This is a genomic window from Streptomyces albiflavescens (assembly GCF_014645835.1).
Lineage (GTDB): Bacteria > Actinomycetota > Actinomycetes > Streptomycetales > Streptomycetaceae > Streptomyces > Streptomyces albiflavescens.
Genome location: NZ_BMMM01000003.1, coordinates 14661 through 41556 on the forward strand (window position 1 = coordinate 14661; position 26896 = coordinate 41556).

27 protein-coding genes and 1 pseudogene are annotated in these 26896 nt (G+C 70.4%); 12 read left to right on the forward strand and 16 right to left on the reverse strand.

The genetic code is table 11. The features are described from left to right. The first annotated feature begins 5 nt into the window (after nt 1-5). On the forward strand, nt 6-656 hold the full coding sequence (locus tag IEY95_RS09430) for a DUF4230 domain-containing protein (protein WP_189185476.1): 651 nt from the start codon (nt 6-8) through the stop codon (nt 654-656). Nucleotides 657-822: 166 nt separating this feature from the next. Here the strand turns inward: IEY95_RS09430 and IEY95_RS09435 are convergent, their stop codons facing one another. The 7 genes from IEY95_RS09435 to IEY95_RS09465 form a co-directional block, all read right to left on the reverse strand. Further along, nucleotides 823-1536, reverse strand: coding sequence for an NAD(P)-dependent oxidoreductase (locus IEY95_RS09435; protein ID WP_189185477.1), 714 nt, complete (start codon nt 1534-1536; stop codon nt 823-825). 213 nt (nt 1537-1749) lie between these two features. Continuing rightward, nucleotides 1750-3510, reverse strand: a complete 1761-nt coding sequence (locus tag IEY95_RS09440; protein WP_189185478.1) for a complex I subunit 5 family protein — start codon at nt 3508-3510, stop codon at nt 1750-1752. Continuing rightward, nucleotides 3510-3857: a sodium:proton antiporter gene (locus tag IEY95_RS09445; protein ID WP_189185479.1), complete on the reverse strand. Its 348-nt coding sequence runs from the start codon at nt 3855-3857 to the stop codon at nt 3510-3512. The genes IEY95_RS09440 and IEY95_RS09445 overlap by 1 nt, the downstream gene beginning before the upstream one ends. After that, the gene (locus IEY95_RS09450) at nt 3857-4597 is read right to left on the reverse strand and encodes an MnhB domain-containing protein (RefSeq protein WP_189185480.1); all 741 of its coding nucleotides are present in this window, start codon (nt 4595-4597) and stop codon (nt 3857-3859) included. The genes IEY95_RS09445 and IEY95_RS09450 overlap by 1 nt, the downstream gene beginning before the upstream one ends. Beyond that, on the reverse strand, nt 4594-4854 hold the full coding sequence (locus IEY95_RS09455; protein WP_189185481.1) for a DUF4040 domain-containing protein: 261 nt from the start codon (nt 4852-4854) through the stop codon (nt 4594-4596). The genes IEY95_RS09450 and IEY95_RS09455 overlap by 4 nt, the downstream gene beginning before the upstream one ends. Continuing rightward, nucleotides 4847-5299, reverse strand: coding sequence for an MrpF/PhaF family protein (locus IEY95_RS09460; RefSeq protein ID WP_189185482.1), 453 nt, complete (start codon nt 5297-5299; stop codon nt 4847-4849). The genes IEY95_RS09455 and IEY95_RS09460 overlap by 8 nt, the downstream gene beginning before the upstream one ends. Next, a complete protein-coding gene (locus IEY95_RS09465; RefSeq protein ID WP_189185483.1) occupies nt 5296-5478 on the reverse strand; it encodes a hypothetical protein in 183 nt (60 codons plus the stop codon). Before IEY95_RS09465 ends, IEY95_RS09460 begins: the two co-directional genes overlap by 4 nt. Before the next feature lie 279 nt (nt 5479-5757). Between IEY95_RS09465 and IEY95_RS09470 the strand changes: the two genes are divergently transcribed. The 4 genes and pseudogenes from IEY95_RS09470 (at nt 5758) to IEY95_RS09485 (ending at nt 9353) form a co-directional block, all read left to right on the forward strand. Then, nucleotides 5758-6783, forward strand: a complete 1026-nt coding sequence (locus IEY95_RS09470) for an alcohol dehydrogenase (RefSeq protein WP_189185484.1) — start codon at nt 5758-5760, stop codon at nt 6781-6783. Between the two features lie 111 nt (nt 6784-6894). Continuing rightward, nucleotides 6895-7164, forward strand: a pseudogene (locus IEY95_RS09475) (PP2C family protein-serine/threonine phosphatase); the annotation flags it as partial. Between the two features lie 159 nt (nt 7165-7323). After that, a complete protein-coding gene (locus tag IEY95_RS09480) occupies nt 7324-7923 on the forward strand; it encodes a VanZ family protein (RefSeq protein WP_189185485.1) in 600 nt (199 codons plus the stop codon). A 185-nt stretch (nt 7924-8108) separates the two neighbouring features. Further along, nucleotides 8109-9353, forward strand: a complete 1245-nt coding sequence (locus tag IEY95_RS09485; RefSeq protein ID WP_189185486.1) for a ricin-type beta-trefoil lectin domain protein — start codon at nt 8109-8111, stop codon at nt 9351-9353. A gap of 148 nt (nt 9354-9501) precedes the next feature. Here IEY95_RS09485 and IEY95_RS09490 read toward each other — a convergent pair whose 3' ends face one another. The 3 genes from IEY95_RS09490 to IEY95_RS09500 all read right to left on the reverse strand — a co-directional run bounded on the left by IEY95_RS09490 (nt 9502) and on the right by IEY95_RS09500 (nt 10831). Beyond that, nucleotides 9502-9873, reverse strand: coding sequence for a peptidase inhibitor family I36 protein (locus IEY95_RS09490; protein ID WP_189185988.1), 372 nt, complete (start codon nt 9871-9873; stop codon nt 9502-9504). 2 nt (nt 9874-9875) lie between these two features. Beyond that, nucleotides 9876-10256: a hypothetical protein gene (locus tag IEY95_RS09495; RefSeq protein WP_189185487.1), complete on the reverse strand. Its 381-nt coding sequence runs from the start codon at nt 10254-10256 to the stop codon at nt 9876-9878. A 338-nt stretch (nt 10257-10594) separates the two neighbouring features. After that, nucleotides 10595-10831 (reverse strand): hypothetical protein, encoded by a 237-nt coding sequence (locus tag IEY95_RS09500; RefSeq protein WP_189185488.1) that lies wholly within the window; start codon nt 10829-10831, stop codon nt 10595-10597. A gap of 218 nt (nt 10832-11049) precedes the next feature. On the opposite strand from IEY95_RS09500, the gene IEY95_RS09505 reads away from it, so the two are divergent. From IEY95_RS09505 to IEY95_RS09515, 3 genes are all read left to right on the forward strand, one after another. Further along, nucleotides 11050-12087 carry a PHP domain-containing protein gene (locus IEY95_RS09505; protein WP_189185489.1) on the forward strand — a complete coding sequence of 346 codons (1038 nt, stop codon included), beginning with the start codon at nt 11050-11052 and terminating at the stop codon, nt 12085-12087. Between the two features lie 66 nt (nt 12088-12153). Next, nucleotides 12154-12966: an SAM-dependent methyltransferase gene (locus IEY95_RS09510; RefSeq protein WP_189185490.1), complete on the forward strand. Its 813-nt coding sequence runs from the start codon at nt 12154-12156 to the stop codon at nt 12964-12966. A 355-nt stretch (nt 12967-13321) separates the two neighbouring features. Beyond that, nucleotides 13322-14284 (forward strand): SDR family NAD(P)-dependent oxidoreductase, encoded by a 963-nt coding sequence (locus IEY95_RS09515; protein WP_189185491.1) that lies wholly within the window; start codon nt 13322-13324, stop codon nt 14282-14284. A gap of 57 nt (nt 14285-14341) precedes the next feature. On the opposite strand, the gene IEY95_RS09520 is transcribed toward IEY95_RS09515, so the two are convergent. The 6 genes from IEY95_RS09520 to IEY95_RS09545 all read right to left on the reverse strand — a co-directional run bounded on the left by IEY95_RS09520 (nt 14342) and on the right by IEY95_RS09545 (nt 22032). Then, complete coding sequence (locus IEY95_RS09520; protein ID WP_189185492.1) at nt 14342-15175, reverse strand: alpha/beta fold hydrolase; 834 nt, start codon at nt 15173-15175, stop codon at nt 14342-14344. Between the two features lie 91 nt (nt 15176-15266). Further along, nucleotides 15267-16265 (reverse strand): NrfD/PsrC family molybdoenzyme membrane anchor subunit, encoded by a 999-nt coding sequence (nrfD, locus tag IEY95_RS09525; RefSeq protein WP_189185493.1) that lies wholly within the window; start codon nt 16263-16265, stop codon nt 15267-15269. Continuing rightward, nucleotides 16262-17083 (reverse strand): 4Fe-4S dicluster domain-containing protein, encoded by an 822-nt coding sequence (locus IEY95_RS09530; RefSeq protein WP_189185494.1) that lies wholly within the window; start codon nt 17081-17083, stop codon nt 16262-16264. Before IEY95_RS09530 ends, nrfD begins: the two co-directional genes overlap by 4 nt. After that, nucleotides 17080-20325 (reverse strand): formate dehydrogenase, encoded by a 3246-nt coding sequence (fdh, locus tag IEY95_RS09535; RefSeq protein ID WP_189185495.1) that lies wholly within the window; start codon nt 20323-20325, stop codon nt 17080-17082. The genes IEY95_RS09530 and fdh overlap by 4 nt, the downstream gene beginning before the upstream one ends. Before the next feature lie 29 nt (nt 20326-20354). After that, nucleotides 20355-20600 carry a hypothetical protein gene (locus IEY95_RS09540; protein WP_189185496.1) on the reverse strand — a complete coding sequence of 82 codons (246 nt, stop codon included), beginning with the start codon at nt 20598-20600 and terminating at the stop codon, nt 20355-20357. Nucleotides 20601-20709: 109 nt separating this feature from the next. Further along, nucleotides 20710-22032 (reverse strand): ROK family transcriptional regulator, encoded by a 1323-nt coding sequence (locus IEY95_RS09545; protein ID WP_189185497.1) that lies wholly within the window; start codon nt 22030-22032, stop codon nt 20710-20712. Nucleotides 22033-22195: 163 nt separating this feature from the next. Here IEY95_RS09545 and IEY95_RS09550 point away from each other — a divergent pair, with 163 nt between their 5' ends. The 4 genes from IEY95_RS09550 to IEY95_RS09565 are packed head-to-tail and all read left to right on the forward strand — an operon-like array spanning nt 22196 to nt 26760. Further along, complete coding sequence (locus tag IEY95_RS09550; protein ID WP_189185498.1) at nt 22196-23512, forward strand: ABC transporter substrate-binding protein; 1317 nt, start codon at nt 22196-22198, stop codon at nt 23510-23512. 14 nt (nt 23513-23526) lie between these two features. Continuing rightward, the gene (locus IEY95_RS09555; protein WP_189185499.1) at nt 23527-24525 is read left to right on the forward strand and encodes a carbohydrate ABC transporter permease; all 999 of its coding nucleotides are present in this window, start codon (nt 23527-23529) and stop codon (nt 24523-24525) included. 7 nt (nt 24526-24532) lie between these two features. Then, nucleotides 24533-25372, forward strand: coding sequence for a carbohydrate ABC transporter permease (locus IEY95_RS09560; protein ID WP_189185989.1), 840 nt, complete (start codon nt 24533-24535; stop codon nt 25370-25372). 29 nt (nt 25373-25401) lie between these two features. Then, nucleotides 25402-26760, forward strand: coding sequence for a GH1 family beta-glucosidase (locus tag IEY95_RS09565; RefSeq protein ID WP_189185500.1), 1359 nt, complete (start codon nt 25402-25404; stop codon nt 26758-26760). Nucleotides 26761-26896 lie beyond the last annotated feature (136 nt).

Here is a 26896-nt window from a genome sequence, read left to right on the forward strand (position 1 = left end):
TCGACATGACGACGTCCATCAAGCGCCTGCCCGGCTGGGCGAAGGTGGTCAGCGCCTTCGTGCTGGTACTCGTGGTGCTCTTCGCCGGACTGCGGCTCGCCCTTTTGCCGGGGCTGCGCGATGTGTTCGGCACCGAGACGCACGACCGGTCGGGCCCCGCCCTCCTCAAGTCGATCCAGGACATCAGCCGTTACGACGCCGCGTCGGGCAACTTCCAGGTGGTCGTGGACCTGGAGAAGGACGCCAAGTATCTGCCCGACGCCCTCCGCGGCACCCGCACGCTGTACGTGGGGGCCGGGACTGTCGACGCGTATGTCGACCTCGGCACACTGGGCGAGAAGGACGTGACGGTCAACGGCGACCGTACGTCCGCCACGCTCCGGCTGCCGCACGCGGCGCTGGGCAAACCCGCGCTCGACCCCGACCACTCCTACGCCGTCTCCAAACAGCGCGGTCTCCTCGATCGGATCGGCGACATCTTCTCCGACAACCCGAACGACGAGCGGGCCGTCCAGAAGCTCGCGGCCAAGCACATCGGCGACGCTGCGAAGGACAGCCGCCTCACCTCACGCGCCGAGGCGAACACCACCGGCATGCTGGAAGGCCTGCTTCGCTCCCTGGGCTTCACGGACGTGACGGTCACCTACGGCGCCTGAGCGGCCGAGGTCGACGTGACCGCCGGATGGCAGACACATCGCGTCCCCTCGGGCGGAACCGCACCGGACCGACGGTTCGGCGCCGGCCCAGCGGTTCGGCGTCGGCCCAGCGGTTCGGCGCCGGCCCAGCGGTTCGGCGTCGGCAGACCCGACGGTCATGTCGCCATCAGCCCCTCGCCCCACCCGCCTTGCCGCTGAACGCCTCCTTCCGGATGAGGTCGAAGAAGCTCGGCGTCGCCTCCGTCGTGCGCACGTCGACATAAGCGCGCAGATGCGGCCCCTCCACCGCCTGCCGCAGCAACTCGTGGGCGAGATCCGCCCGCGCGGTGTACCGGCCCGGCAGGCGCGACAGGCCGATCTCGTAATCGCTCACCGCCCCCGCGTCGAACAAGCCGCCCGGGCGGACGACCGTCCAGTCGAGGTCGGTCGTGCAGACGATCTCCTCCATACGCCGCATGTCCTCGTACACGGTGCGGCCCATGAACCGCACTACAGCCGGCTCGAGCACCTTCCGGAACAGCAGCCGCTCGCCGGGCGCCGGTGTCCCGAAGAGAACCGTGGAGGTCACGGCGACGAGGCGTCGTACGCCGTGCTTGGTCATGGCCTGCGTGACGTGGGTGATTCCCGTGGAGTACACGCTGACCGGATCGCGGCTGTAGGGCACGCCGAGTGCCGAGATCACGGCGTCCTGACCGGCCACGGCTCGTTCCACCGCGTCGGGGTCGTACACGTCCGCCTCGACCACCCGCACCCGAGACCCCCTCAGCGGATAGTTCTCGGGCCGGCGTGTGACGGCGGCGACCGTGTGACCCGCCGCGCTCGCCTGCTCGACGACCAGGCGCCCGGTCGGCCCGTTCGCTCCGAAGACGACGATGTTCATGGGGTATCTCCCTCTGGCTCCGACGGTTTTCGCGAACAAGAGGGCGGGGTGGCCGGAAGTGTGACGCCACAGAGAGCCTCTGAGACGCGGCCCACATTCTCCGGAGGTGTTCGACCGCGCCCGGACACGGGTTCCGGTCGGACACGGGTTCCGGGTGGGTCCGTTCGCCGGGTCGGTCCGTTCCTCGGGTGAACGGCGCGCGGGGCGCCCCGCTCAGCCGCCCAGAATCCCCGGCAGCGCCAGCGCCCCCAGCAGCGTGGCACCCCCCAGCATCCAGGCCACGTAGTCGCCGATATGGCCGGACTGCAGGCGCCGCAACGGGCCCGTCCAGGGCTGCTCCCCCAGCAGCGTCGGGCGGGTCACGGCGAGTGCGGCCAGGCTCAGGGCCAAGGCCGTGGAGGCGAGGCCTAGGAGCACTCCGGAGAGGGTCCAGTGGGGCGAGGTGATCGCCCCACCGGACCCCGCCTCGCTCACGCCGTGTCCCACCACTTCGGCGAAGCCGGGCGCCACGCCCACGGCGAGGGACGCGGCAAGGAGCAGCGCGGGGACCGCGGTCATCGAGTCCGGCACGTGCTTCAGCCGGTGCCGGGTCTCCGGTTCCTCGCCGGTACCTGTGGTCTCGTACGACGACTCGTCCTTCGGCCTGGGGCCGAGGCCGAAGAACACCCGCGCGGCGACGCGCAGCACCGCGGCCGCGGTCACCGCCGACACGGCGACGAACACTGCGGTGAGTGGTCCTCCGACCGCCTCCTCGGTGATCGCTTTACCGAGCCCGGTCCCGAAGGGCGGCAGCCCGGCGAGGCCCAGCGCGCCGACGACGAACATCACGCCGACTGCGCGCAGCGACCGGGCGCGGCCGTGCAGCGCGAGTTCGTCGACACTGCCGTATCGGTCGAGCAGGATGCCCGTGCAGGCGAAGAGGGCGGCCTTCACCCCGGCGTGCCCCAGGATGTACAGCGCGACGCCTTCGTCCGCCTCGGGCGTGAGCCATCCGATGCCGATCACGAAGAGCCCCATGTGGGCGACCGTCGAGTACGCGAGCAGCCGTTTCACATGCCGCTGGTACCAGCACATGAGCGCGCCCACCACGCTCGTCAGCACGCCGAGCACGACCAGGGCGCGCTCCACATCGGCCGCGGGGATCCCACCGGGCCCGGAGAAGACCGTCCCGTACACCCGCCAGACGCCGTACGCGCCGAGTTCGACCATCACCCCGGACAGCAGCATGCACACCGGTGTCGGCGCGACCGCGTGCGCGTCCGGCAGCCAGAAGTGGAAGGGCACGGCCGCCGCCTTGACCAGCAGTGCGGTCAGGACGAGCACGAAGGCCGCGAGGGTGAGGGCGTCGGGCCCCCCGTGCTCGTCGAGGCCCCGGCCGATCTTCACCATGGCGAGCTCGCCGGTGCGCGCGTACAGCAGCCCGATGCCCAGCAACATGGCGTACGCACCCAGGGAGTTGACGACCCCGAAGGTCAGCGCGCCCTGCACGGCCTTCGCCTCCTCGACGCGATGGCCGGTCAGCGCGTACGCCACGACGCTCATCAACTCGAAGAACACGAACGCGTCGAAGAGGTCGCCCGCGATCGCGAAGCCGCACATGCCGCCCTGGAAGAGCAGCATCAGGGCGGGGAACGAGCCCGCATGACGGCGTGGCGGTTCCTCGAAGTAGCGCCAGGAGTACGCCAGTGCCGCCAGGGTCAGCAGCGACGCGAGGGCCGCCATACCGAGCCCCGGGCCGTCGCCCACGAGGAGGATCCCGACGCTCTCGCCCTCCTTGGGCTGCCAGCCGCCCACCCATTCGACCAGCGGCGGCGAGGAGTTGAGCAGCAGGACGACGGCGAGTCCCGCCGTGCCCGCGGAGACGACGCAGCCCACCGTCTCCGCGACGGCCCGCGACAGCCGGCTGCCGCTCGCGACGAGCAGCCCGGCCCCGAGCAGCGGAAGGGCGACGAGCAGCGGCATCAGGTGGTTCATCAGCCGCGCAGCTCCGAGAGTTCGTCGGGGTCGACGGTGCCGTGCCGTTTGGAGACCTGCATGACGAGGGCGAGCAGCAGCGCGGTGACGGTGGCGCCGACGACCACGTCGGTGAGGGCGAGCGCCTGCACGACCGGGTCCACCACGGGCCGTGAGCCGGGCTTGACGTCGGAGAAGACGGGAGCGGTGCCGCCGTCGCGGTAGCCGACGGCCAGCAGCAGGACGTAGGTGGCGGACTGGCAGACCGCGAGGCAACCCACGGCGTGGATGAGGTTGCGGCTGGTGGCGATGCCGTAGCAACCGACGAGGAAGATCCACACGGCGACGAGATACGGCAGTACGGACATCACGTCCCGCCCTCCTGTTCGATCTCCACGGCCTGGTCCAGAAAGCGGGCGAGCAGTACGACGACCGCGCAGGCGACCTCCATGCCGATGGCCGCGTTCAGGAGGGGAACGGTCCCGCCGGACGACAGGGTGTTGAACGTGCCGTACGGGAGCAGGGTGTTGGCGAGGAACGCCGCGCCGCCGATGAGCCCCGCGAGACCCGTGACGAGATAGGCGGACGCCGCGAGCGCGTCACCGACCTCGTACAGGCCGACCGGCCGGATCCGTTCCAGGGCGCGGTAGTCGGCGCCGAGATAGAGCAGGTGGAGGGCGGTCGCGGCGACCACGCCGCCCTGGAAGCCGCCGCCCGGACTGAGTTGTCCGTGGGCGATGACGTACAGGCCGGTCAGCAGGGCGACGGGCAGGACGATCAGCGCGTAACGGCGCACGGGCAGCGCCACGTAGGCCGGTTCCGGCTTCGCGCGCCGCTCGTCGCGGGTCTGGCGCAGCAGCACGACCGTGCCGAGGACCGAGGCGAAGAGGATGCTCATTTCGCCGAGGGTGTCGAAGGCGCGCTGGTCGAAGTTGATGGACGCGATGGTGTTGGCGGTGCGGCGGGCCAGCGACGCGCGGACCGCCCGGTCCCCGTACGGGTGCGAGGTACCACCGAAGCCCGGCAGCTCCAGGCAGGCGGCGACGAGGAGCGCCGCGAGGCCCGCGCCGCCCACGGCCAGGATCCACAGCCGTACCCGCCGCGTCACCGGGCCTTGTCCTTCTTCCGCCCGCGTCGCCGGACCTTGCGGACCGACAGCAGCAACAGGAGCGGGGTCAGGGCTGAGCCCACGGCCAGCTGGGAGAGAGCCACGTCAGGGGCCTGCAGCACGGTGAACAGGACGGCCAGGGTCGTGCCGAGGACCGCGAGGACCAGGGCCTGGCGCTCGGGATCGCGCACCGCGACGGCCGCGGTGGCACAGGCCGCCACCAGCAGCAGCGTCACGACGATGAGCGGGTCATCCATGGCGGCTCCCCGCGATTCCGCCGGCCAGGGCCCGTGACGCGATGAGGTTCCCACCGACCAGCAAGGCACCGGTGACCAGGAGCTTCCCCATCGCGCGATCCGGTCCGCCGACCACGCACAGCACGAGCACGACGACGGCACCGAACCCGGAGGCCGCGTACGTGAGCCATGGGGCCTTCGGCGGGTCCTTCTCCAGGTCCTCGGCGAGCAGTCGGGCGAAGACGAGGGTGCCGACCGGGCCGAGGAGGGCGAGGACCAGGGCGGGATCGACGTAGGACGGCCGGTCGTAACCCTGCGCGAGGAGCAGCAGGCTGGGGCAGGCCAGCGACGTGGACAGGTTCTGCGCGACGACCCGGCGGCGCAGCGGCCCGGTGGCGACGCCCCACACCGTGGCGCCGACTCCCCCGGCGAGCGCGGCCGTCGCCGCGACGGTCCAGCCGTTCACCTCCCGCTCACCGCTCGCCGCGCACCGCCTGCCGCAAGGGCCCCGACCAGCGCCGCGGCCGCCCCCACGACGAGTTCCAGCGTGGCCGGCGCGCTGATGAGGACCAGCCACAGCGCCATGAGGGCGGCCCACCACGCGAGGACTTCGAGCGCGCCGCTGAGCGCCGCACGCCGGTTCATACGTCACCTCCGGGGCTCCTCGGTATCCGCTTTGCCCAGAAATATCCGCTGCGCCATCCAAACATCGCCGTGCCTCGGCGAGGCGGCGGCGCGCGAAGGGGCCGGTGCCCGGGGTGCCCTGCCAGAGCGAAGGGAAACCGGTGACACGGCGGCGGGACGTCCGAGCGGGCTCCCACTGTTCAACGGATCTGCTTCGGCGCGCGCGATCGGGCGGGAACTGGTGTGCTGGTACAGGGGGCCGTCGTTCTCGATCCCGTTCTCGTTCCCGGAGAGATCCCGATGAGCACTTACCGCGCCGCGCAGGTGGCCGCCGCCGGCAGTCCGTTCGAGATCGTCCAGCGCGAGGTGCCGCAGCCGGGCCCCCGTCACGTACGCATCGCTGTGGACGCCTGCGGAATCTGCCACAGCGACTCCGTCTTCGTAGACGCCCAGGTGCCGGGCGTACGGTTTCCGCTGGTTCCCGGGCATGAGATCGCCGGGCACATCGAGGAGCTCGGCGAGGGCACGCAAGACAGCGGCTGGCAGGTGGGCGACCGGGTGGCGGTGGGCTGGTTCGGCGGAAGCTGTGGCCACTGCACGCCCTGTCGGCAGGGTGACTTCGTCGTGTGCCCGAATCTGAAGGTTCCCGGTTGGGCGTACGACGGCGGTTTCGCCGAGTCGGTGATCGCACCCGCCGATGCCCTCGCCCGGATCCCCGATGCGCTGGCGGCGCCCGATGCGGCACCTCTGGCCTGCGCGGGGGTGACCACCTTCAACGGGCTGCGGCGCAGTTCCGCCAAGCCGGGCGATCTGGTCGCCGTACTCGGCATCGGCGGTCTGGGCCACCTGGGGGTGAAGTACGCGGCCGCGATGGGCTTCGAGACCGTGGCCATCGCTCGTGGCGCCGAAAAGGCCGACTTCGCCAAGCAGCTCGGGGCGCACCATTACGTCGACAGCACGGCGGACACCCCCGTCGCGGAGGCGTTGCAGTCCCTCGGCGGCGCCAAGGTCGTCCTGGCCACGGCCGCCAACTCCGACGCCATCACGGCGACCGTGGACGGGCTGTCCCACCGGGGCGAGCTGGTGGTCATCGGGGTGGACCCCACGCCGCTCGGGGTCACTCCGTTCCAGCTGATCATGAGCGGCAGGATCGTCCGCGGGCACCCGTCCGGGACCGCGCAGGACACGCAGGACACCATGGCATTCAGCGCGCTGCACGGGATCCGGCCGATGATCGAGACCGTGCCACTGGACCAGGCCGACGAGGCGTACCGGAAGATGATGTCCGGCGCCGCACGCTTCAGGATGGTGCTGACGAACGGCTGACGTGGCACGTGCCGCCTTGATCGTCCCCGCACCCGTAGGCGTGCGGGGACGAGAAGGTCGAACTCCTGGCACCGAGTCTGCAAGAGGCGATCGCCTGTTCTCCGCCTCATCGGGCGCCATGGGACGGCTGTCCGCTACTGGCCCGCCCTCGGCTCGCTGAACGTGTGCGGCGACTGGTACGACCTGGTGGAGCTGCCCGGCGACCGCGCCGCGGTCGCCGTGGGCGACGTGGTCGGCAAGGGCCTGTCCGCGGCCGGCGTCATGGGACAACTGCGCAGCGCGCTCAGCGCCGCCTTCCGCGTCGTCGGCGGTCCCGCCCAGGCCCTGGAGGTCCTCGACCTGTACGCCCGCTCCGTCGAGGGCGCCGAGAACACCACCGTGCGGTGAGCCGCACGGTGGTGCACCTCGACGGCAGCGCCGAGGCCGTCCTGCGTGACGACTGGCCTGATGCTGTCGCTCCCCGCCGTGCCGCTCGGCATCGAAACCTCCATCGGGGGTAACCACCCTTATTCGGAGGGAAGTTGAAATCAGGAGGATCGCATGACGCTCTTCCGTACGGCGTTACGCACGCGTGCCGCGAAATCGGGGCGTCGGACGTCAGCGCCCCCGCGGGAGGCGAGGGCACTGCCCCTTCCCGTACGGCTGTTGGCCATGCTGTTCGCCTTCGCGGCCATGGTGGCCTTCGCCGCCGCGCTGGCCCGGCTGACGCTGGAGCCGTCCCCGGCGTCGAAGGCGCTGGTCCACAGTAATCTCCACCCGGGTCGGTCGCTGCACGCCTACCTCTCCCAGCCGGAACTGCGTGACGCCGTCAAGCAGATCGGCGGGAACCTGCTGCTCGGGGTGCCCTTCGGGTTGCTGCTGCCCGTGTTGGCTCCAAGGGCCCGCGGAATCCTGCGCGTTCCCGCGCTCACCGCCGCGGTCATGCTGGTCGTCGAACTGGTGCAGGGCGCGCTCGTCACGGGCCGCGCCTTCGACATCGACGATGTCATCCTCAACACGGCCGGAGCGCTGGTGGGTTATCTGCTGCTGGGGCGCAGGCTCGGCCGGGCGGTACATCCGCGCGACGGCCGTCGTACCCGTCGTCGTACCCGTCGCACCCGTCGCACTCGTCGCACCAGCCGCAGCGACGCGAAGGCCTGACGCACTGCGTCGCCCAACTGCGCACGCACGCACGCCCGACGGAACGAGTCGACACACCGAAGAGATGGTCCGGACCAAACTCTTGACACCCCCTTACCTCACTTCTTAAATCAAGAGGCGAAGCATGCACCCCCCACCTCAGTCGGCCCACCCGTCCCCGGGGTCGCCGTACGGAAGAGAGAGTCATGGACTCCCCACGCCTGCTCCGCCGATGCCTCTTCGCCGCACTGCCCGCCGCACTCGTCGCGTCCGCCGCCGTCACTCCCGTCCACGCGGGCCCCACGACGACTGCGGCTGCCACTGCCGCTGCCGTGACGTTCCAGGACAATTTCGACGGCCCCGCCGGTTCGGCCGTCGACTCGTCCAAGTGGCAGATCGAGACCGGCGACAACGTCAACAACCATGAGCGGCAGTACTACACGTCCGGCAGCAAGAACGCCGCCCTGGACGGCCAGGGTCATCTGGTGATCACTGCCCGCAAGGAGAATCCGGCCAACTACCAGTGCTGGTACGGCACTTGCCAGTACACCTCGGCACGGCTGAACACCTCCGGGAAGTTCACCACGACGTACGGCCATGTCGAGGCCCGGATGAAGATTCCGCGCGGGCAGGGCATGTGGCCCGCGTTCTGGATGCTCGGCACACCGGTCAACTGGCCGGACTCGGGCGAGATCGACGTCATGGAGAACGTCGGCTACGAGCCGTCGACCGTGCACGGCACGATCCACGGTCCCGGATACTCCGGCTCGGGCGGCATAGGCGCCGCATACTCCCTGCCGAACGGCCAGGCCTTCGCGGACGCCTTCCACACCTTCGCGGTGGACTGGGCGCCCGACGCGATCACCTGGTCGGTGGACGGCACGGTCTACCAGCGGCGTACGCCCGCCGATCTGGGCGGCCGCACATGGGTGTTCAACAAACCGTTCTTCCTGATCCTCAACCTCGCAGTCGGCGGCTACTGGCCGGGAGACCCCGACGGTTCCACCGCCTTCCCGCAACAGCTCGTCGTGGACTCGGTGACGGTGACGACGAGCGACAGCTCGGGCGGCACCGGCGCTCCGATCAAGGGCCTCGCGGGCAAGTGCGTGGACGTGGCAGGGGCGAACTCCGCGAACGGCACCCCCGTACAGCTCTACGACTGCAACGGCACCGCCGCCCAGAACTGGACGGTGTCCTCGGACGGCACGATTCGCGCACTGGGCAAGTGCCTGGATGTCACCGGCAACGGCACGGCGGACGGCTCGACCGTCCAACTGTGGGACTGTACGGGCGGACCCAACCAGAAGTGGGCCGTCAGCTCGGCCCACGACATCGTGAACCCCCAGGCCAACAAGTGCCTGGACGTCACGGGCAACAACTCGGCCAACGGCACGCGGCTGCAGATCTGGACGTGTACCGGCGGGGCCAACCAGAAGTGGACGGTCGGCTGAGAAGACCGTGTGAGGACCGCTCGGGCGGGCGAGCGGAGGGTCCGGCGGGGTTGCCCCGGCCGGACCCTCCGTGCTGATCGGGCCTACGAACCGTCCGCCCGCGGCCCCCACCGCGGGCGGACGGAACCGGTCGGCCGGTGTCGGCCCGTCAGCAGCCCGTGGCCCAGGTGTGCGAGTCGCCCCGGTCGTTGGCGACGCCGTTGTAGCCGACCTCGTCACCGGGGGTGAGGCAGATCGTCATGTCGCCGCCCTGCCAGGCGTCCTCGTAGACCTTGACGTGGTCCTTGATTCCCGGCCCCGAGATGGCGTGGTTGGCCCAGGAGGAGTCGGAGTCGGCGATCCAGCTCTCCCACCAGCCGTCGTCCCCGGACCAGTTGGCACGCTGACCGTCGAAGTCGGCGTTCTCCCAGACGCAGAAGTTTCCGCTCGGACAGTCCGCCGCGCCGGAGGGGGTGGCAAGTGCCAAACCGCCCCCGAGGGCGAGCAGGACCGCTGCGGCGGAGGTGGCAAGACGCTTGATGATCACGAGGAGGTACGGCAGCCCATCGTCGTATCGGCGACGCCGTCGAGCCGGGCGCCCCAGGGCCAGTTGTCGGCCAGGTCGTGTGCGCGGATCAGCCGGTAGTAGCAGGTGTCGCGTCCCCAGTCGATGGCGTACACCGCGGTGTCGGCATGGGACCGGAAGGAGGCGGCCTTGTCGTGGAGGAACTCCGGCACGTCCGTGTAGCCCGGTGGTGTGTAGCACCAGGACGAGCCGTGCTGTCCGGCGGCGGTCCAGAAGCACACGTCTCCGGCCGACGGCGCGCCGGCCGCGGTGGCTGGTACGGAGCCGATGAGGGCGGTGGCGGCGGCCAGGGCGGTGGCGGCGAGGGCGGCTGCGGGCACGGCGAAGCCACGGAACATGACGACTCCCGTCGGGAAAGGGGACGCCGGGTCCGGTCGTGATCACCCGGCAAGATCAACGTGCCCTGGCCGGAGCGGGCACATGCGCGGTTCCCGCCGAATAATGATCTTTGCTGGGGTGCGGGTGCGTTTGTGCCCCCGCAGCTCACACCGGCGCGAAACCCGCAGGTCCGCGCGCTCCCCGAGCCGCCACTGGCCGCCGAGCCGCCACTGGCCACCGAACCGCCACCGCACGCTCGCGTGGCACGGCCGTGCCTCGCCGCGTCACAGCCGGACGCCCTGGGCCCCGGCCCAGCGCTCCCGGGCTACTCCCCGGCCCACTCGAACCTCGCGCGGTGTCAGCGCGGTGTCCAGGTGAGCTTGTCGCCGCCCACCCAGCGGACGACCTCCGGGTCGTCGAGGTCGTGGACGGTGATGCCGTAGGCCGCGGCGGTCTCCAGGACATCGGTGATCGCCTTGGCCTCACCCACCACTTCGCCGTCGATCTCCATGATCCGGAACGGCGGCGTACCCGGCTGCACCCCGAGCACCATGATCCGTGGGTGGGAGATGTGGGGACTCGCAATTTCGGTCATGAATAGAGCGTAGAGCGGTTACCCCGGGTCAGTCGTGGAGCGGTTCCAGCACCCCCGCCGCAGCGGCCCCGCCTGCGGCCGGAGGGCCGCAATCGGCCTGTTCGCCCAGCCGGGTGAGCGGCCGGGGGACGCCCCTGCCGCAGGGCCCGCAGTCCGTCCGCCGTGCGGGCCCAGGAGGCCTGGGGAACGCTGGAAGGAGCCGGAGCGAGGAGGCGCCGATGGACCCCGTCGAGGCCCTGGACCGGATCGCGTTCCTGCTGGAGCGGGCGCAGGCGCCCACATATCGCGTACGTGCCTTCCGCACCGCCGAGGCCGTCCTGGCCGCGCTGCCCGCCGACGAGGTGGCGGAGCGCGCCGCCACCGGGTCACTGGAGTCGCTCAAGGGCATCGGGCCGAAGACGGCACAGGTGGTGCGTGAGGCGCTGGCCGGTGGGGTGCCGGGATATCTGGAGAAGCTGGAGCGCGAGAACGCGGCGCCGCTCGCCCCTGGAGGTGAGCGGCTGCGGGCGGAGCTGCGCGGCGACTGCCATGTGCACTCCGACTGGTCGGACGGAGGCAGCCCGATCCAGGACATGGGTCGGACCGCGGCGCGCCTCGGCCACGAGTGGGCCGTGCTCACGGACCACTCGCCACGGCTGACCGTCGCGCGCGGGCTGTCCCCCGACCGCCTGCGCGAGCAACTGGCCGTGGTGGCGGAACTCAACCGGCAGTGGGCCCCTTTCCAGCTGCTCACCGGCATCGAGTGCGACATCCTCGCCGACGGATCGCTCGACCAGGAGCCGGAATTGCTGGACCGGCTGGACGTCGTCGTCGTGTCCGTGCACTCCAAGCTGCGCATGGACGCGAGGTCGATGACCCGCCGTATGGTCGCCGCCGTCCGCAATCCGCGGGCGGACGTCCTCGGGCACTGCACCGGTCGCCTGATCGGCGAGCGCGGCCGGCCCGAGTCGGAGTTCGACGCGGACGCGGTCTTCGCTGCCTGTGCGGAGTCCGGCACGGCCGTGGAGATCAACAGCCGTCCCGAGCGCCTCGACCCACCGCGCCGGCTGCTGCGCCGGGCGGTCGGAGCGGGCGTGCTCTTCTCCATCGACACCGACGCGCACGCCCCCGGCCAGCTCGACTGGCAGATCCACGGCTGCGCCCGGGCCGAGGAGTGTGGGGTTCCCGCCGAGCGTGTCATCACCACATGGACCGCGGAGGAGCTCCTGAGCTGGGCCGCGGACCGGGAAACTCCGGCACGTGCGACAGCCCCCTGACGTGGTCCCGTCGGATCTGATTTATTCGGCTCACGACATCCCATGGGTACGTGGAGAGGCGAAGACGTGAGTGAGAGCCAGGGCCCGGTGGACGGTTCGTCGAGGGTCAATACCGGCGTGGCGCACAACGCCCGGGTCTGGAACTACTGGATCGGCGGCAAGGACAACTACAAGGTCGACCAGGCCGTCGGTGACCAGGTGGCGGCGATGTTTCCGGTGATCCGGGACGTGGCCCGGGCCGACCGCGACTTCCTGGGCCGCGCGGTCCGGTATCTCGCCGGCGAGCGCGGGGTGCGGCAGTTCCTGGACGTCGGCACCGGACTGCCGACCCTGGACAACACCCATGAGATCGCCCAGCGGATCGCGCCCGAGTCGAGGATCGTCTACGTCGACAACGACCCCATCGTGCTCGTCCACGCCCGTGGCCTTCTGACCAGCACACCCGAGGGAACGACCGACTACGTCGACGCCGATGTCCACCACCCGGACGACATCGTCGAGGGTGCCGGCGCGACCCTCGACCTGGACGAACCGGTCGCGGTCATGATGCTGGGCATCCTGAACTTCGTCCTCGACACCGAGCGGGCGCAGGACATCGTGCGCCGGATCATGGCCGCGGTCCCCTCCGGCAGCTATCTCGCCCTCACCCACCCCACCACCGACCCCGACCTCGGCGGCGAGGGCAACGTCGACGCCATGAAGTTCTGGAACGAGAACGCCACTCCGCCGATCACCGCCCGCAGCCGTGCGGAGATCACGGCCTTCTTCGACGGTCTGGAGCCGGTCGCGCCGGGAATCGTCTCGTGCTCGCTGTGGCGCGCCGGGTCCGGCTCCCCCGCGGCCGTTCCGCAGTTCGGCGCGGTGGCCCGGAAGCCCTGACCGGCGGAGCCCATCGGGGCGCGGGGTTCCCGGAGTTGCCCTGGTTCCGCGAGGCGGTGACGCACGTCACCGCGCGAGCAGCCCCTCGCAGGGAACACTCCCCGGTAGTTACCCGTTGAACGATCCGTGGGTGTGGATGGGACAGTGTCCCCGGGCCTCACCTTTTGCCCACAGGGACGATCGTTCGGCTGAAGCCCTGTGGAGCCTTTCGCCGAGAGGCGACCGCCATCCGTGCCCACCACAGACGGCCCCGACCGAGATTCCCCCGTCCGGTCGGGGTCTTTTCTTTGCTCCGGAGGCGGCACGACGGCATCCGCTTGACTTCGAGTCCGCTCCAATTCGTAGCGTGCGACGCATGACCACTGCACAGCACAAGATCGGCTCGGGGTTCGGTGCCCGGAGCACCGCCGACGACGTCCTCGAGGGAATCGACCTCTCCGGAAAGCTCGCGATCGTCACGGGCGGCTACTCGGGCCTCGGCCTGGAGACCACGCGCTCGCTCACCAAGGCGGGCGCCCGTGTCGTCGTCCCCGCGCGGCGCCCGGCCGTTGCCCGCGAGGCGCTGGACGGCATCGAGGGGGTCGAGACGGACGAACTCGACCTCGGCGACCTGGAGAGCGTGCGCGCCTTCGCCGAGCGGTTCCTCGCCTCGGGCCGTGACGTCGACATCGTGATCAACAACGCCGGGGTCATGGCGTGCCCGGAGACGCGGGTCGGGCCCGGCTGGGAGGCTCAGTTCGCGACCAACCACCTCGGTCACTACGCGCTCGTCAACCGGCTCTGGCCCGCGATCGAGCCGGGCGGAGCGCGGGTCGTGTCCGTGTCGTCCACCGGTCACCACGCTTCCGGCATCCGCTGGGACGACGTGCACTGGCGGCACGGCTACGACAAGTGGGAGGCGTACGGGCAGGCGAAGACGGCGAACGTGCTGTTCGCCGTGCACCTCGACAAGCTCGGCCGCGAGTCCGGCGTACGGGCCTTCTCGCTCCACCCCGGCGGAATCCTCACTCCGCTGCAGCGGCACCTCCCCAAGGAGGAGATGGTCGAGCGTGGCTGGATCGACGAGAACGGCAACCTGCTGCACCCCGAGATCTTCAAGACACCCGAACAGGGCGCGGCCACCCAGGTCTGGGCCGCGACCTCGCCGCAGCTGGTTGGCATGGGCGGGGTGTACTGCGAGGACTGCGACATCGCCGAGCCCGCTCCCGCGGACGAGGAGATGCGGTTCGGCGTAAAGGACTACGCGGTCGACCCGGAGCAGGCCGCGCGTCTGTGGGAGCTGTCGGCGGAGTTGACCGGGGTCGACGCGTTCGCGTGACCTTCGCGGGACGCCAGGCCTGAGCTTCGGTACCGCAGGCCTGGCGTGCGCGGGACCTCAGCCGCGGGCCATGAACGCGCGCAGGTCCGCGTTGAGTTCCTCGGCGTGCGTGGCGAACAGGCCGTGACCGGCGTTCTCGTAGACCTTGAGTGTGCCGTCGGGCAGCAGCTCCGCCGCCCGACGGCCGGTCAGGTCCAGGGGCGCCGACGCGTCGTGGGTGCCGTGGACGACCAGGACCGGCAGGTCGAGCTTGCGCAGCTCGGGGGCGACGTTCAGGGTGACCACGAGATCACCCAGGGCCGCCCCGGCCCGCGCGGTCGCTCCGTGGCAGCGGTCGACCATGGACTGCACGTACGCCTCGGAGAGGTCGTTCCCAGGGAGGTCGAGGGCGAAGAACGCGCGGGCGCCGTCCGCGAAGAACGCGGCCCGGTCGCGTCGGAACGTCTCGTTGCCCGCCTCGATGAGCGCGGGGTCGACACCTCCCGGGTGATCCGCGGACCGCGCGGGTCCCGGCGCCAAGCCGGCGACCAGCGCCACCCGGGACACCCGCTCGACGCCGTGCCGGGTCAGGCAGCGCACGACTTCGGCGGTCCCGAGCGAGTGCCCGACCAGCGTCACCTCCCGCAGGTCGAGGTGGCGCAGCAGTCCGTCCACGTCGTCGGCGAGACTGTCCAGGTCGAAGCCGCCCCACACGTCGTCGGACCGGCCGTGCCCGCGCCGGTCGAACCCGACACACCGGTACCCGGCCTCGGCGAGCGGCAGCATCTGGTACTCCCACATCTCGGTGCCGAAGTACGAGCTGTTGACGAAGACGATCACCTGTCCGGAGGCGGGACCGTAGTCGACGAAGTGCAGCCGGGTGCCATCGACGGGGCTCTCGAAGTACGGCATGGAGTCCTCCCGGAATCCTGTGACGGGCGTGTCGCTCGGGTACGCCCTTCATGGTTCCGGGAGGCCGCCTGCACGTCGATTACCTCACAGGTCATGCACCGCTCGCTCCGGCACCCTGCTGTCTGCGCTCCACCCGCTCACGCTGCGGAACCACCGTGTACCTCGGGTCCTCGGCCGAGGCGATCCCGGCGGCGAAGATGCCGAAGCGGGTGCAGGCGGAGCCCGTGAGCAGGGCGAGCCCGGACAGAGCCGCGCCGGCGCGGCAGCGGCCGCCGAGGACGGCCCCGCCGAGGGCGCCGGCCACGGTGAGGGCTCGGGCCGTGCGCAGCAGCACACCCGCCCTGCCCTCCCGGTAGGTCTCCGCGACGGTCCCGAGGCGCCGTTCCGCGGCCTCGGTGACCGCGGTCTCGGCCAGCGCGGCCAGCCCGCCGGCCCAGCGGGCGGGGGCGTTCTCACAGGTCGGGCCGACCACCAGGGCCATGCCCGCGGCGGCGGCCGTCGCCGACGCGGTGAAGAGGTGGGGCAGTTCCCGGTGGGCGCCGTGCCACGCGGGCACTGCCGTGTCCGCCGCAAGGACTCCGGTGTACGCCGCGACGGCCGGTCCGAGGAACGCGGCGGCGCCGGTCGCGGCGGCCCCGACGCGCGGCAGCCGACCCGTCACCGCACTGGCCGCAGCCGCTCCCGCCGTGGGCCCGTACAGGGACAGCAGCCAGGATCCGACGCTCATCGGTGACGTGGGCTTGAAGACCCGGAGCATGTTCGCGAAGCGGTCCGGTCGTCCCAGGTCGTTGATGAGCGCGGCGGCGGAGAGCGAGACGGCCGCCAGCGAGGACACCTTCATCGCGGTCGCGGTGGTCCCGCGCCCGGTCAGGTGGGCGCCCGCCGCGAGCACCGAACCGGCACCTGCGAGCCCGCCGAGGAAGAAGTATCCGGCGATGTCCCGGGCGGCCCAGGCGGGCGCCTTGATGACGGGCCGGCCGTAGTACGACTCGAACTCGGCCCGCGGGACCATGAGTTGCTCACCGCGACGCCCCCGCCCCAGCCCGCGTCGCCGGGGTTCTTGCGGGCTCGCGCTTCTGGAGCTGGTCATCGGCGCCCCTTCCCGGCCAGAGCGAACGACAGCGCCACACCGCCCAGCAGGGACAGGGCGGCCGCGCCCGCGTGCTTCCACATGGTGGGCAGGTCACGGGTGGTGACGACGGGGTCCGGGGGCAGCCCGTACACCTCGGGCTTGTCGAGGAGCAGGAAGAACGCGCCGTCGCCGCCTACCCCGTCCTCGGGGTCGTCCCCGTAGAGGTGGGCCTCGGTGACGCCGGTCTCGTGCAGTTGGTCGACGCGGAGCGCGGCGCGTTCACGCAGCTCGTCGAGCGGGCCGAACTGGATGGACTCCGTCGGGCACGCCTTGGCGCAGGCGGGTTCCTGGCCGACGCCGAGCCGGTCGTAGCACATGGTGCACTTGAACGCCCGGCCGTCGGCAGGGCGTTGCTCGATGACGCCGTACGGGCACGCGGGTACGCAGTAGCCGCAGCCGTTGCAGATGTCCTCCTGGACGACCACGGTGCCGAACTCGGTGCGGAACAACGACCCGGTGGGGCACACGTCCAGGCAAGCGGCGTGTGTGCAGTGCTTGCACACGTCGGAGGACATCAGCCAGCGCATGCCGCTGTCGGCCCCGGAATCGCCTTCCGCCAGCGGGAGTTGGGTGCGTCCCTCCGGCGTCGGCTGCTCGATGAACGCCACATGCCGCCAGGTGGACGCGCCGAGCGCCTGCGTGTTGTCGTACGACATGCCCGTGAGCGAGAGGCCGTCCTCCGGGATCGCGTTCCACTCCTTGCAGGCCACCTCGCACGCCTTGCAGCCGATGCACACGGACGTGTCGGTGAAGAAGCCGACCCGTTCCTCGCTCATTTCCGGGCCTCCGTTCCGGTGGTTTCGGTGATGCCCGCTCGGCGGCGGTACTCGGCGACCAGACGCGGCAGATCGGGTCCGCGCGGCCGACGGCCGGGGCGGATGTCGGCGGTGAGCGCCTTGTCCTCCTGGATGTGGGCGTCGGGATCGAGCGCGATGGCGACCAGCTCGTTGACCGCGTCGCCGGTGGATACACCGTTGGGACCCCAGTGGAAGGGCAGGCCGATCTGGTGAACGGTGCGGCCCCGCACCGTCAGGGGCCGGATCCGCTCGGTCACCATGACGCGCGCCTCGATGGCGTTGCGTGCGGTGATGACGGTCGCCCAGCCACCGTGCTCCAGCCCTCGCTCGGCGGCCAATTGCGGGGACACCTCGCAGAAGAACTCCGGTTGCAGCTCGGACAGATAGGGCGACCAGCGGCTCATGCCGCCCGCGGTGAAGTGCTCGGTGAGGCGGTGCGTCGTCACGACGTACGGATAGACCTCCGCGCCCGGTTCGTCGCCGCTGGGGTGGTAGCGGTTGCCCTCGCGCGGCAGCAGCCGGCGTACCGGAGAGCGCGGTGTCGAGGGGTGCAGGGCGTTGGTGAACGGCGAGTCCTGGGGCTCGTAGTGGGCAGGCATCGGGCCGTCCTCCAGGCCCGCGGGCGCGTACAGCCAGCCCTTGCCGTCGGCCTGCATGATGAACGGGTCGTCGCCGCGCAGCGCGTCGGGTCCCGTCGCGTCCTCGTCCGGTACGAAGCCGGGGGCGCGGTCGGGTACGAAGTCGGGGATGTCGTGGCCGGTCCACTTCCCGGCGTCCTGGTCCCACCAGACGTACGCCTTGCGTTCGCTCCACGGGGTGCCGTCGGGGGCGGCGGAGGCACGGTTGTAGAGGATGCGCCGGTTGGCGGGCCAGGCCCAGGCCCATTCCGCGGCCACCCAGTCCTGTTCGGACCCGGGCTTCTTGCGGGCCGCCTGGTTGACGCCGTCTGCGTACACCCCGCAGTAGATCCAGCAGCCGCAGCGCGTCGAGCCGTCGTCCTTGAGCTCGGTGTACGCGCTGAGCGGACTCCCGTCCTGGCCATGGCCGTTGATCTCGGCGAGCACGGCGTCGGCGACGGGCTCCCGCAGCGGTCCGCTCACCGGGTACTTCCAGGTCAGGTCGAGGATCGGCCGGTCCATCGGGTCCGTCGACCCGGCCAGCTTTTCCTTGATGCGGCGCCCGAGGTGGTACATGAACCACAGGTCGCTGCGCGCGTCGCCCTCGGGCTCGACGGCCGCGTAGTGCCACTGCACCCAGCGGTTGGTGTTGGTGAAGGAGCCGGACTTCTCGGTGTGGGCGGCGGCCGGGAAGAAGAAGACCTCCGTGCCGATGTCCTCCGTGCGCAGCTCGCCGCTCTCGATCTCGGGACCGTCCTGCCACCAGGTCGCGGACTCGATGAGCGAGAAGTCACGGACGACCAGCCAGTCGAGGTTGGCCATGCCGAGGCGTTGCAGGCGCGTGTTCGCGGATCCCACGGCCGGGTTCTCGCCCATCAGGAAGTAGCCCTTGCAGTCCCCGTCGAGCTGGGCCATGACCGTCTCGTACGTGGAGTGGGAGCCGGTCAGGCGTGGGAGGTGGTCGAAGCAGAAGTCGTTGTCAAAGGTGGCCGCGTCGCCGTAGTAGGCCTTCAGCAGGCTGACGAAGTAGGCCCGCATGTTCGCCCAGAAGCCCTTCTCGGTGCGGCTCGCGGAGACGAACGCGTCGAGGTCGATGTGCGCGTGGGCATGCGGCATGGGCAGATAGCCGGGCAGCAGGTTGAAGAGGGTCGGGATGTCGCTGGAGCCCTGGATGGAGGCATGGCCGCGCAGGGCCTGGATGCCGCCGCCGGGGCGGCCGATGTTGCCGAGCAGGAGCTGCAGGATGCTCGCGGCGCGGATGTACTGGGAGCCGACCGTGTGCTGGGTCCAGCCGACCGCGTACACGAAGGCACTGGTGCGCTCGCGGCCCGAGTGGGACGTCAGCTCGTCGCAGACCTGCAGGAAGGTCGCGCGGGGTACGCCGCACACCTCCTCGACCATCTCGGGGGTGTAGCGGGAGAAGTGCCGTTTGAGGACCTGGTACACGCAGCGCGGGTGCTGGAGGGTGGGGTCGGTGGGCGTGTGCCGGCCGGTGCGGGCACCGCCGCAACCATGGGCTTCGGGCCCGCCCGCCTTGCGCACCCGGTCCTCGTACTGTTCGTCGACCTCGCCCGTCGGCTGCTGCACCTCCACGCCCTCGTACTGCCAGCTGTGCGGGTCGTAGTGCCTCTTGTCCTCGTCGAACCCCGAGAAGACACCGTCGAGGTCCTCGGTGTCACGGAAGTCCTCGCTCACCAATGTGGCGGCGTTGGTGTAGTTGAGGACGTACTCGCGGAAGTCCTTCTCCTCGGTGAGGACGTGGTTGATGATCCCGCCGAGGAAGGCGATGTCGCTGCCGGCGCGGATCGGGACGTACAGATCGGCCAGCGCGCTGGTGCGGGTGTAGCGCGGATCGACATGGATGACGCGGGCGCCGCGGGCCTTGGCCTCCATCACCCACTGGAAGCCGACCGGGTGGGCCTCGGCGTAGTTGGAGCCCTGGATGACGATGCAGTCGGAGTGCTGGAGGTCCTGCATGAAGGTGGTGGCGCCGCCGCGACCGAAGGAGGTGCCGAGGCCGGCGACGGTGGAGCTGTGGCAGACCCGGGCCTGGTTCTCCACCTGGACCACGCCGAGGCCGGTCAGCAGCTTCTTGATGAGGTAGTTCTCCTCGTTGTCGAGGGTCGCCCCGCCCAGGCTGGCGATGCCCATCGTGCGGGCCGTGCGGACGCCGTCGCGCTCCCACTCCCAGGTCTCACGCCGGGTCCGGATCACCCGGTCGGCGACCATGTCCATGGCCGTCTCCAGGTCGAGGGGCTCCCAGTCCATGCCGTGCGGGCGCCGGTACAGCACCTGGTGGCGCCGGGCCGGGCCGGTGGTGAGCTGAAGGGTCGCGGAACCCTTCGGACAGAGGCGGCCCCTGCTGACCGGTGAGTCCGGGTCGCCCTCGATCTGGACGACCTTGTCGTCCTTGACGTACACCTGTTGGCCGCAGCCGACCGCGCAGTACGGGCAGATGGACCGTGTCACCCGTTCGGCGGTGTCGATGCGCGGCCGGAGCTGCTCGGTGTGCCGGGACTTCGCGGCGGCACCCCGGCCCAGACGGTCCTCGCCGGTGAGCTGACGGTAGACGGGCCAGCTGCGGAACCGGTCGGTCATGCCCATGAGGTCTCCCTGAGGTCTCCCTGTCCGGGTCAGGCGGAGGACTCGTCGGGGTCCGGGTGCTCGGGGTGGACGGTGTCCGAGCGCGGAGCACCCCGTCTGCCCGTGCCCGCCTCGTCCGTGTCGGGGACGTCCGTGGCGGGCGCGCCCTCATCGGCACCTCCCGGTGCCGGGCGCGCGTCCCAGGGATCCTCGCCCTCGTACACCTGTTGGTCCGGCATGTCCCGCGGGATCGGATCACTGTTCTCGCCGGGACCCCGCTGCCGGTGTTCGGTCACGGCGCACTCCATTCTTCAGCAGGTGGTCGTGGCCCGCACATGAGGGCCGGGCCGCCTCGGGCCCGGCGCGAGTACCGCAGCGGTGGCCTGCGAAACCACCCGCCCGGGATCAGTGCGGAGCGCGCTCCTCCAGGGCCGTACGCCAGGCAGGTGACCGGCCTTCCTGTACGGGCTCGGCGCGTCGGCCGCCCCGCGCGAAGAAGTCGGCGAGGGGAAGGATCGCGGCGCCGACCGTGACCGCGTCCGGGCCGAGCTTGCCGAGGTCGATGGAGACGCGCTCGGCGGGGTAGCGCAGGGCGTACGAGGTCGCATACCGGCGTACCGCGGGCAGGAAGCGGGTGCCCAGCTGAAGGCCCGCCCAGCCGCCGATGAGGATCCGCTCGGGCTGGAAGAGATTGATCAGGTCGGACAGGCCCGCGCCCAGGTACTCGGCGGTCTCCTCCAGGACGGCGAGCGCCACCGGGTCGGGCTCCTCGTCGCCGGCGGGGTAGGCCGCGGCGAGCATCGCGGTGAGCGCGGTCTCCTCGTCGGTGTCCTCCGGGGGGCGTCCGCCCTCCTCGCGCCAGCGGTCCAGGAGCGCCTCCGCGCCCGCGTACGCCTCCAGGCAGCCCAGGGCACCGCAGCGGCAGCGGCGCCCCCTGACCCGTACGGTCAAATGCCCCCATTCCACGGACCGGCCGTTCTCCACCTCCTCCGTGACCAGGCAGGCGCCGACCCCCGAGCCGAAGAGGACGACGACCGCGTTGCGGGCGCCGCGTCCCGCGCCGAACCACATCTCGGCCTGGCCGAGGGTCCGGGCGCCGTTGTCCGCGAAGTACGGGACGGTGTCGGGAAGTTCGCAGGTGGAGCGGAGCAGGGATTCGAGCGGGACCGCGTCCCAGCCGATCGTCTGGCCGTGCACGACCGCGCCGCGCTCCGGGGTACGGGCGACGATGCCGGGGACACCGATGCCGACACCGAGCAGCTGCTCCGGGGCGATCTCCGCCTCGGTGAGGACCTCGGCGATGCCGTCGCGGATGTGGCCGACGATGACCTCGACGTCGTACTCCTGGCGCTTCAGGGGCCGGTCGGCCTCGAATCCCTGGCGCTCCAACGGCCGTTCGGTGCGGGCGAGTTCGGTGAGGGTGAGGTCGAAGAGCTCGACGCGGACCCGGGTTTCGCCGACGTCGACGCCGATCATGTGGCCGCTGCCGGGTGCGACGCGAAGCAACGTGCGCGGGCGGCCGCCGTCGGAGTCGACGCTGCCCGCCTCCTCGACCAGTCCGTCGGCGACGAGTTCGGCGACCACGTTGCTGATGGAACCGGAACTCAGTCCGGTGGCCGGGCCCAGTTCGTAGCGGCTCATCGGCCCGTCGAAATACAACCGTTGCAGTACGGCGGTGCGATTGCCCCGCCGCAGGTCACGCACTGTCCGCCCGTTCCGCCCCGCCATGAGATTCCCTTCCGGCCTGCCCGACCTGCAAGATACCCCTGCGCGATCCCTTGACGCGACTTTCTTCCGGGTCTTAACTCACGTCCTAAATTAAGCCATGAGAGTCGTTCGGGAAGTGAACACATCCCCGTGCGGCTCTCCTCTGGAAAGGGACGCCTGAGCCATGCGCAGAATCCGAGCCGCGGCCGCCGGTGCGGTCACTGTCTCCATGCTGACCGCCGTGACCGCCTGTGGTGGCGGCTCGTCGACGGGGGGCGGGTCCAACGACTCGCCGAAGACGCTCACGTACTGGGCCTCGAACCAGGGCGCCAGTATCGAGGTCGACAAGAAGGTCCTCCAGCCCGAACTCGACAAGTTCGAGAAGCAGACCGGGATCAAGGTGAAACTGGAGGTCGTGCCCTGGTCGGACCTGCTCAACCGGATCCTCACCGCCACCACCTCGGGTCAGGGCCCCGACGTCCTGAACATCGGCAACACCTGGAGCGCCTCCCTGCAGGCCACCGGGGCGCTGCTGCCGTGGGACGCGAAGAACTTCGACAAGATCGGGGGCAAGGACCGCTTCGTCGACTCGGCCCTCGGCTCGACGGGCGCGCAGGGCAAGGACCCGGCCGCGGTGCCGCTGTACTCGATGGCGTACGCGCTCTACTACAACAAGAAGATGTTCGCCGACGCGGGCATCTCGAATCCGCCGGCCACCTGGGACGAGCTGATCGCCGACGGCAAGAAGCTCTCCAAGGGCGGCAAGTGGGGCCTGGGCGCCGAGGGCTCGAACGTGTCCGAGAACATCCACCATGCCTTCGTCTTCGCCAAGCAGCACGGGGCCGACTTCTTCACCGCCGACGGCAAGCCCGACTTCACCAATTCCGGCGTCGTCGCCGCCGTCAAGCAGTACGTCGACCTGATGGCCAAGGACAAGATCATCGCCCCGGGCAACGCCGAGTACGCGCAGAACCAGTCCGTGAGCGACTTCGCCAAGGGCAAGAACGCGATGCTGCTGTGGCAGTCCGCCTCCGCCAACCTCACGTCGCAGGGCATGAAAGCGGACGCGTACGGCATCGCCCCCGTGCCCGTGCAGTCCGGTACCCCGGGCACCGGCACGAACGTCAACTCGATGGTCGCGGGCATCAACCTGGCGGTCTTCAAGAACACCGACAACCTCGACGGTGCCACGAAGTTCGTGAAGTTCATGACCAGCGACGGCGAGCAGAAGATCCTGAACACGGCGTACAGCTCGATCCCGCCGGTCAAGGCCGCTCAGGCGGACACCACGTTCAACACCTCGGCGAACGCCGTCCTGAAGGACACCCTCGCGGGGAGCGCCGCCGCGCTGCCGCAGGTCGCCGACGAGTCCCAGTTCGAGACGACGGTCGGTACGGCCGTCAAGGACCTGTTCGCCGACGCGGCCGCCGGGCGCGCGGTGACCACGGCGTCGGTGAAGGCCAAGCTCGAGAAGGCCCAGCAGCAGATGCCGAAGAAGTGAGCGCGAGCACCGACATGACCACCACGACCGCCTCCGCCGAATCCGGCGAGCGGACGGTGCGCAAGGACTCCCCCGGTGCGGCGCGAGGCCCGCGCCGCACCGGGCGGCTCAAGCGCATCGGACTGCCTTACCTGCTGCTTCTGCCCGCCCTGGTCCTTGAACTCCTGGTCCACCTGGTGCCGATGGTGATCGGCATCGTGATGAGCTTCAAGGAACTCACGCAGTTCTACATCCGCGACTGGGGCACGGCGCCCTGGTCCGGCCTGGACAACTACCGGGTGTCGGTGGACTTCGACGCGCCCGTCGGCGAGGCGTTGCTCCACTCGTTCCTCGTCACGGTCGGCTTCACCCTGCTGTCGGTCGGTCTGTGCTGGCTGATCGGCACCGCGGCCGCGATCTACATGCAGGACACCTTCCGCGGCCGGGGCCTGCTGCGCGCCCTGTTCCTCATCCCGTACGCGCTGCCCGTGTACGCGGCCGTCATCACCTGGGTGTTCATGTTCCAGCACGACAACGGCCTGGTGAACCACGTCCTGCACGACCAGCTGCATCTCGGAGACAAGCCGGCCTTCTGGCTGATCGGCGGCAACAGCTTCTACGCGCTGCTCACGGTCTCGGTGTGGAAGGGCTGGCCGTTCGCCTTCCTCATCGTCATGGCCGGACTGCAGAACATCCCGGGCGAGCTGTACGAGGCGGCCGCCCTCGACGGGGCCGGGATGTGGCAGCAGATCCGCCGTATCACCCTGCCGTCGCTGCGCCCGGTCAACCAGGTGCTGATCCTGGTGCTGTTCCTCTGGACGTTCAACGACTTCAACACGCCGTTCGTCCTGTTCGGCAGGACGGCTCCCGAGGCCGCCGACCTCATCTCGGTCCACATCTATCAGGCGTCGTTCGTCACCTGGAACTTCGGCACCGGGTCGGCCATGTCCGTACTCCTGCTGCTCTTCCTGCTGGTCGTGACGGGCGTGTACCTCGCGCTCACCTCACGCGGACGGAGGACCGCCGATGTCTAGGTCCCCGATGGCCCCGCCGCGCTCCTTCCTCTGGTCCCGGCGGATCTTCCTCACCCTGCTCACCGGCTTCGTCCTGGTGCCCGTCTACGTCATGGTCTCCAGCTCTCTGAAGCCGCTCGCGGACGTCACGGGGCAGTTCCGCTGGCTGCCGAGCAGCCTGACGTTCCGCCCGTACATCGACATCTGGTCGACGATCCCGCTCGCGCGGTACTTCGTGAACTCACTGATCGTGGCGGGAGCGGCGACGGTCTGCTCGGTGGTCATCGCGGTCTTCTCCGCGTACGCCGTCAGCCGCTACACCTTCCGCGGCAAGCGTGTCTTCACGGTCACCGTGCTGTCCACGCAGATGTTCCCCGGCATCCTCTTCCTGCTGCCGCTGTTCCTCATCTACGTCAACATCGGCAACGCCACCGGCATCGCCCTGTTCGGGTCGCGCGGCGGACTGATCCTGACGTATCTCACCTTCTCGCTGCCGTTCTCGATCTGGATGCTGATCGGGTACTTCGACTCGGTACCGCGCGACCTGGACGAAGCGGCGCTGGTGGACGGCTGCGGGCCGCTCGGCGCGCTGTTCCGGGTCGTCGTTCCGGCCGCGATCCCCGGCATCGTCGCGGTCGCCGTCTACGCCTTCATGACCGCCTGGGGCGAGGTGCTGTTCGCGTCGGTGATGACCAACGACACCACACGCACGCTCGCCGTCGGGCTCCAGGGCTATTCCACGCTCAACAACGTGTACTGGAACCAGATCATGGCCGCCTCGCTCGTCGTCAGCGTTCCGGTGGTCGCGGGCTTCCTGCTCCTGCAGCGCTATCTCGTCGCCGGTCTGACGGCGGGAGCCGTCAAGTGACCGACTCTCCTCTTCCCGAAGGGACTTCCGTGACCATCGATCTTGCCGCACTTCCCGAGGACTTCCTGTGGGGCACGGCCACGTCGGCCTATCAGATCGAGGGCGCCGTCGCCGAGGACGGCCGCTCCCCCTCCATCTGGGACACGTTCTCGCACACCCCCGGCAAGATCGACAACGGTGACGACGGGGACCACGCCTGCGACCACTACCACCGCTGGCGCGAGGACATCGCGCTCATGCGCCAACTCGGCACCAACGCCTACCGGTTGTCGATCGCGTGGCCGCGCGTGGTGCCGGGCGGCGACGGCCCGGTCAACGCCAAGGGGCTCGACTTCTACGACGGACTGATCGACGCGCTGCTGGAGGCGGGCATCACGCCGTCCGTCACCCTTTACCACTGGGATCTGCCCCAGGTGCTCCAGGACCGGGGCGGCTGGACGGTCCGCGAGACGGCACACCACTTCGCCTCGTACGCGGCGGTCGTCGCGGAGCGGCTGGGTGACCGCGTCCAGCACTGGACCACGCTCAACGAGCCGCTGTGCTCGGCCTGGATCGGCCACCTGGAGGGCCGGATGGCCCCGGGCCTGACCGACCTCACGGCCGCGGTCCGCGCCTCCTACCATCTGCTGCTGGGGCACGGCCTGGCCACCCAGGCGGTCCGCGCCGCGGTGCCCGGCGCCCGGGTCGGCATCGTCAACAACCTGTCCAGCGTCGAGGCCGCCACCGACCGTCCCGAGGATGTCGCGGCCGCCCACCGTCTGGACGGACACACCAACCGCTGGTGGCTCGACCCGGTCCACGGCCGCGGCTTCCCGGCGGACATGCGCGAGGTGTACGGGGTCGAACTCCCGGAACTGCCGGGCGACTTGGAAACCATGGCCCAGCCCCTGGACTGGCTGGGCCTCAACTACTACTTCCCGTCCACCGTCGCCGACGACCCCACCGGACCGGCGCCGCACGTGCGCACGGTCCGCCGTCTCGGTGTGCCCCGCACCGGCATGGACTGGGAGGTCGGCGCCGACGGTATCGAGCGCCTCCTGCTGCGGCTGACCGACGACTACGGCGCCCACAAGCTGTACGTCACGGAGAACGGCTCCGCCTACCCCGACGTCGTACGCCCCGACGGGACCGTCGACGACCCCGAGCGCACGGAGTACCTGGAGCAGCACCTCGCGGCCTGCGCATCGGCGGTCCGCAAGGGCGTTCCGCTCGCCGGCTACTTCGCCTGGTCGCTGCTCGACAACTTCGAGTGGGCGTACGGCTACGACAAGCGCTTCGGGCTCGTGCACGTCGACTACACGACGCAGAAGCGCACGATCAAGGGGAGCGGTCACCGGTACGCGGACATCATCCGGGCGCATGGCGGACGGGGGCGCAGCGCGGCTTAGGGCCTGTCCGGCGGATCAGGTCGGAGGAGAGCTGCGGCGCCTCATAAGCACAGGTGACCGGGGCCTGGTGCGTCCAGCTGCAAGGCGGAGGAGGGCGACGACGCGATGGGGGTCCCCCCTGCTCGAGCGAAGCCGA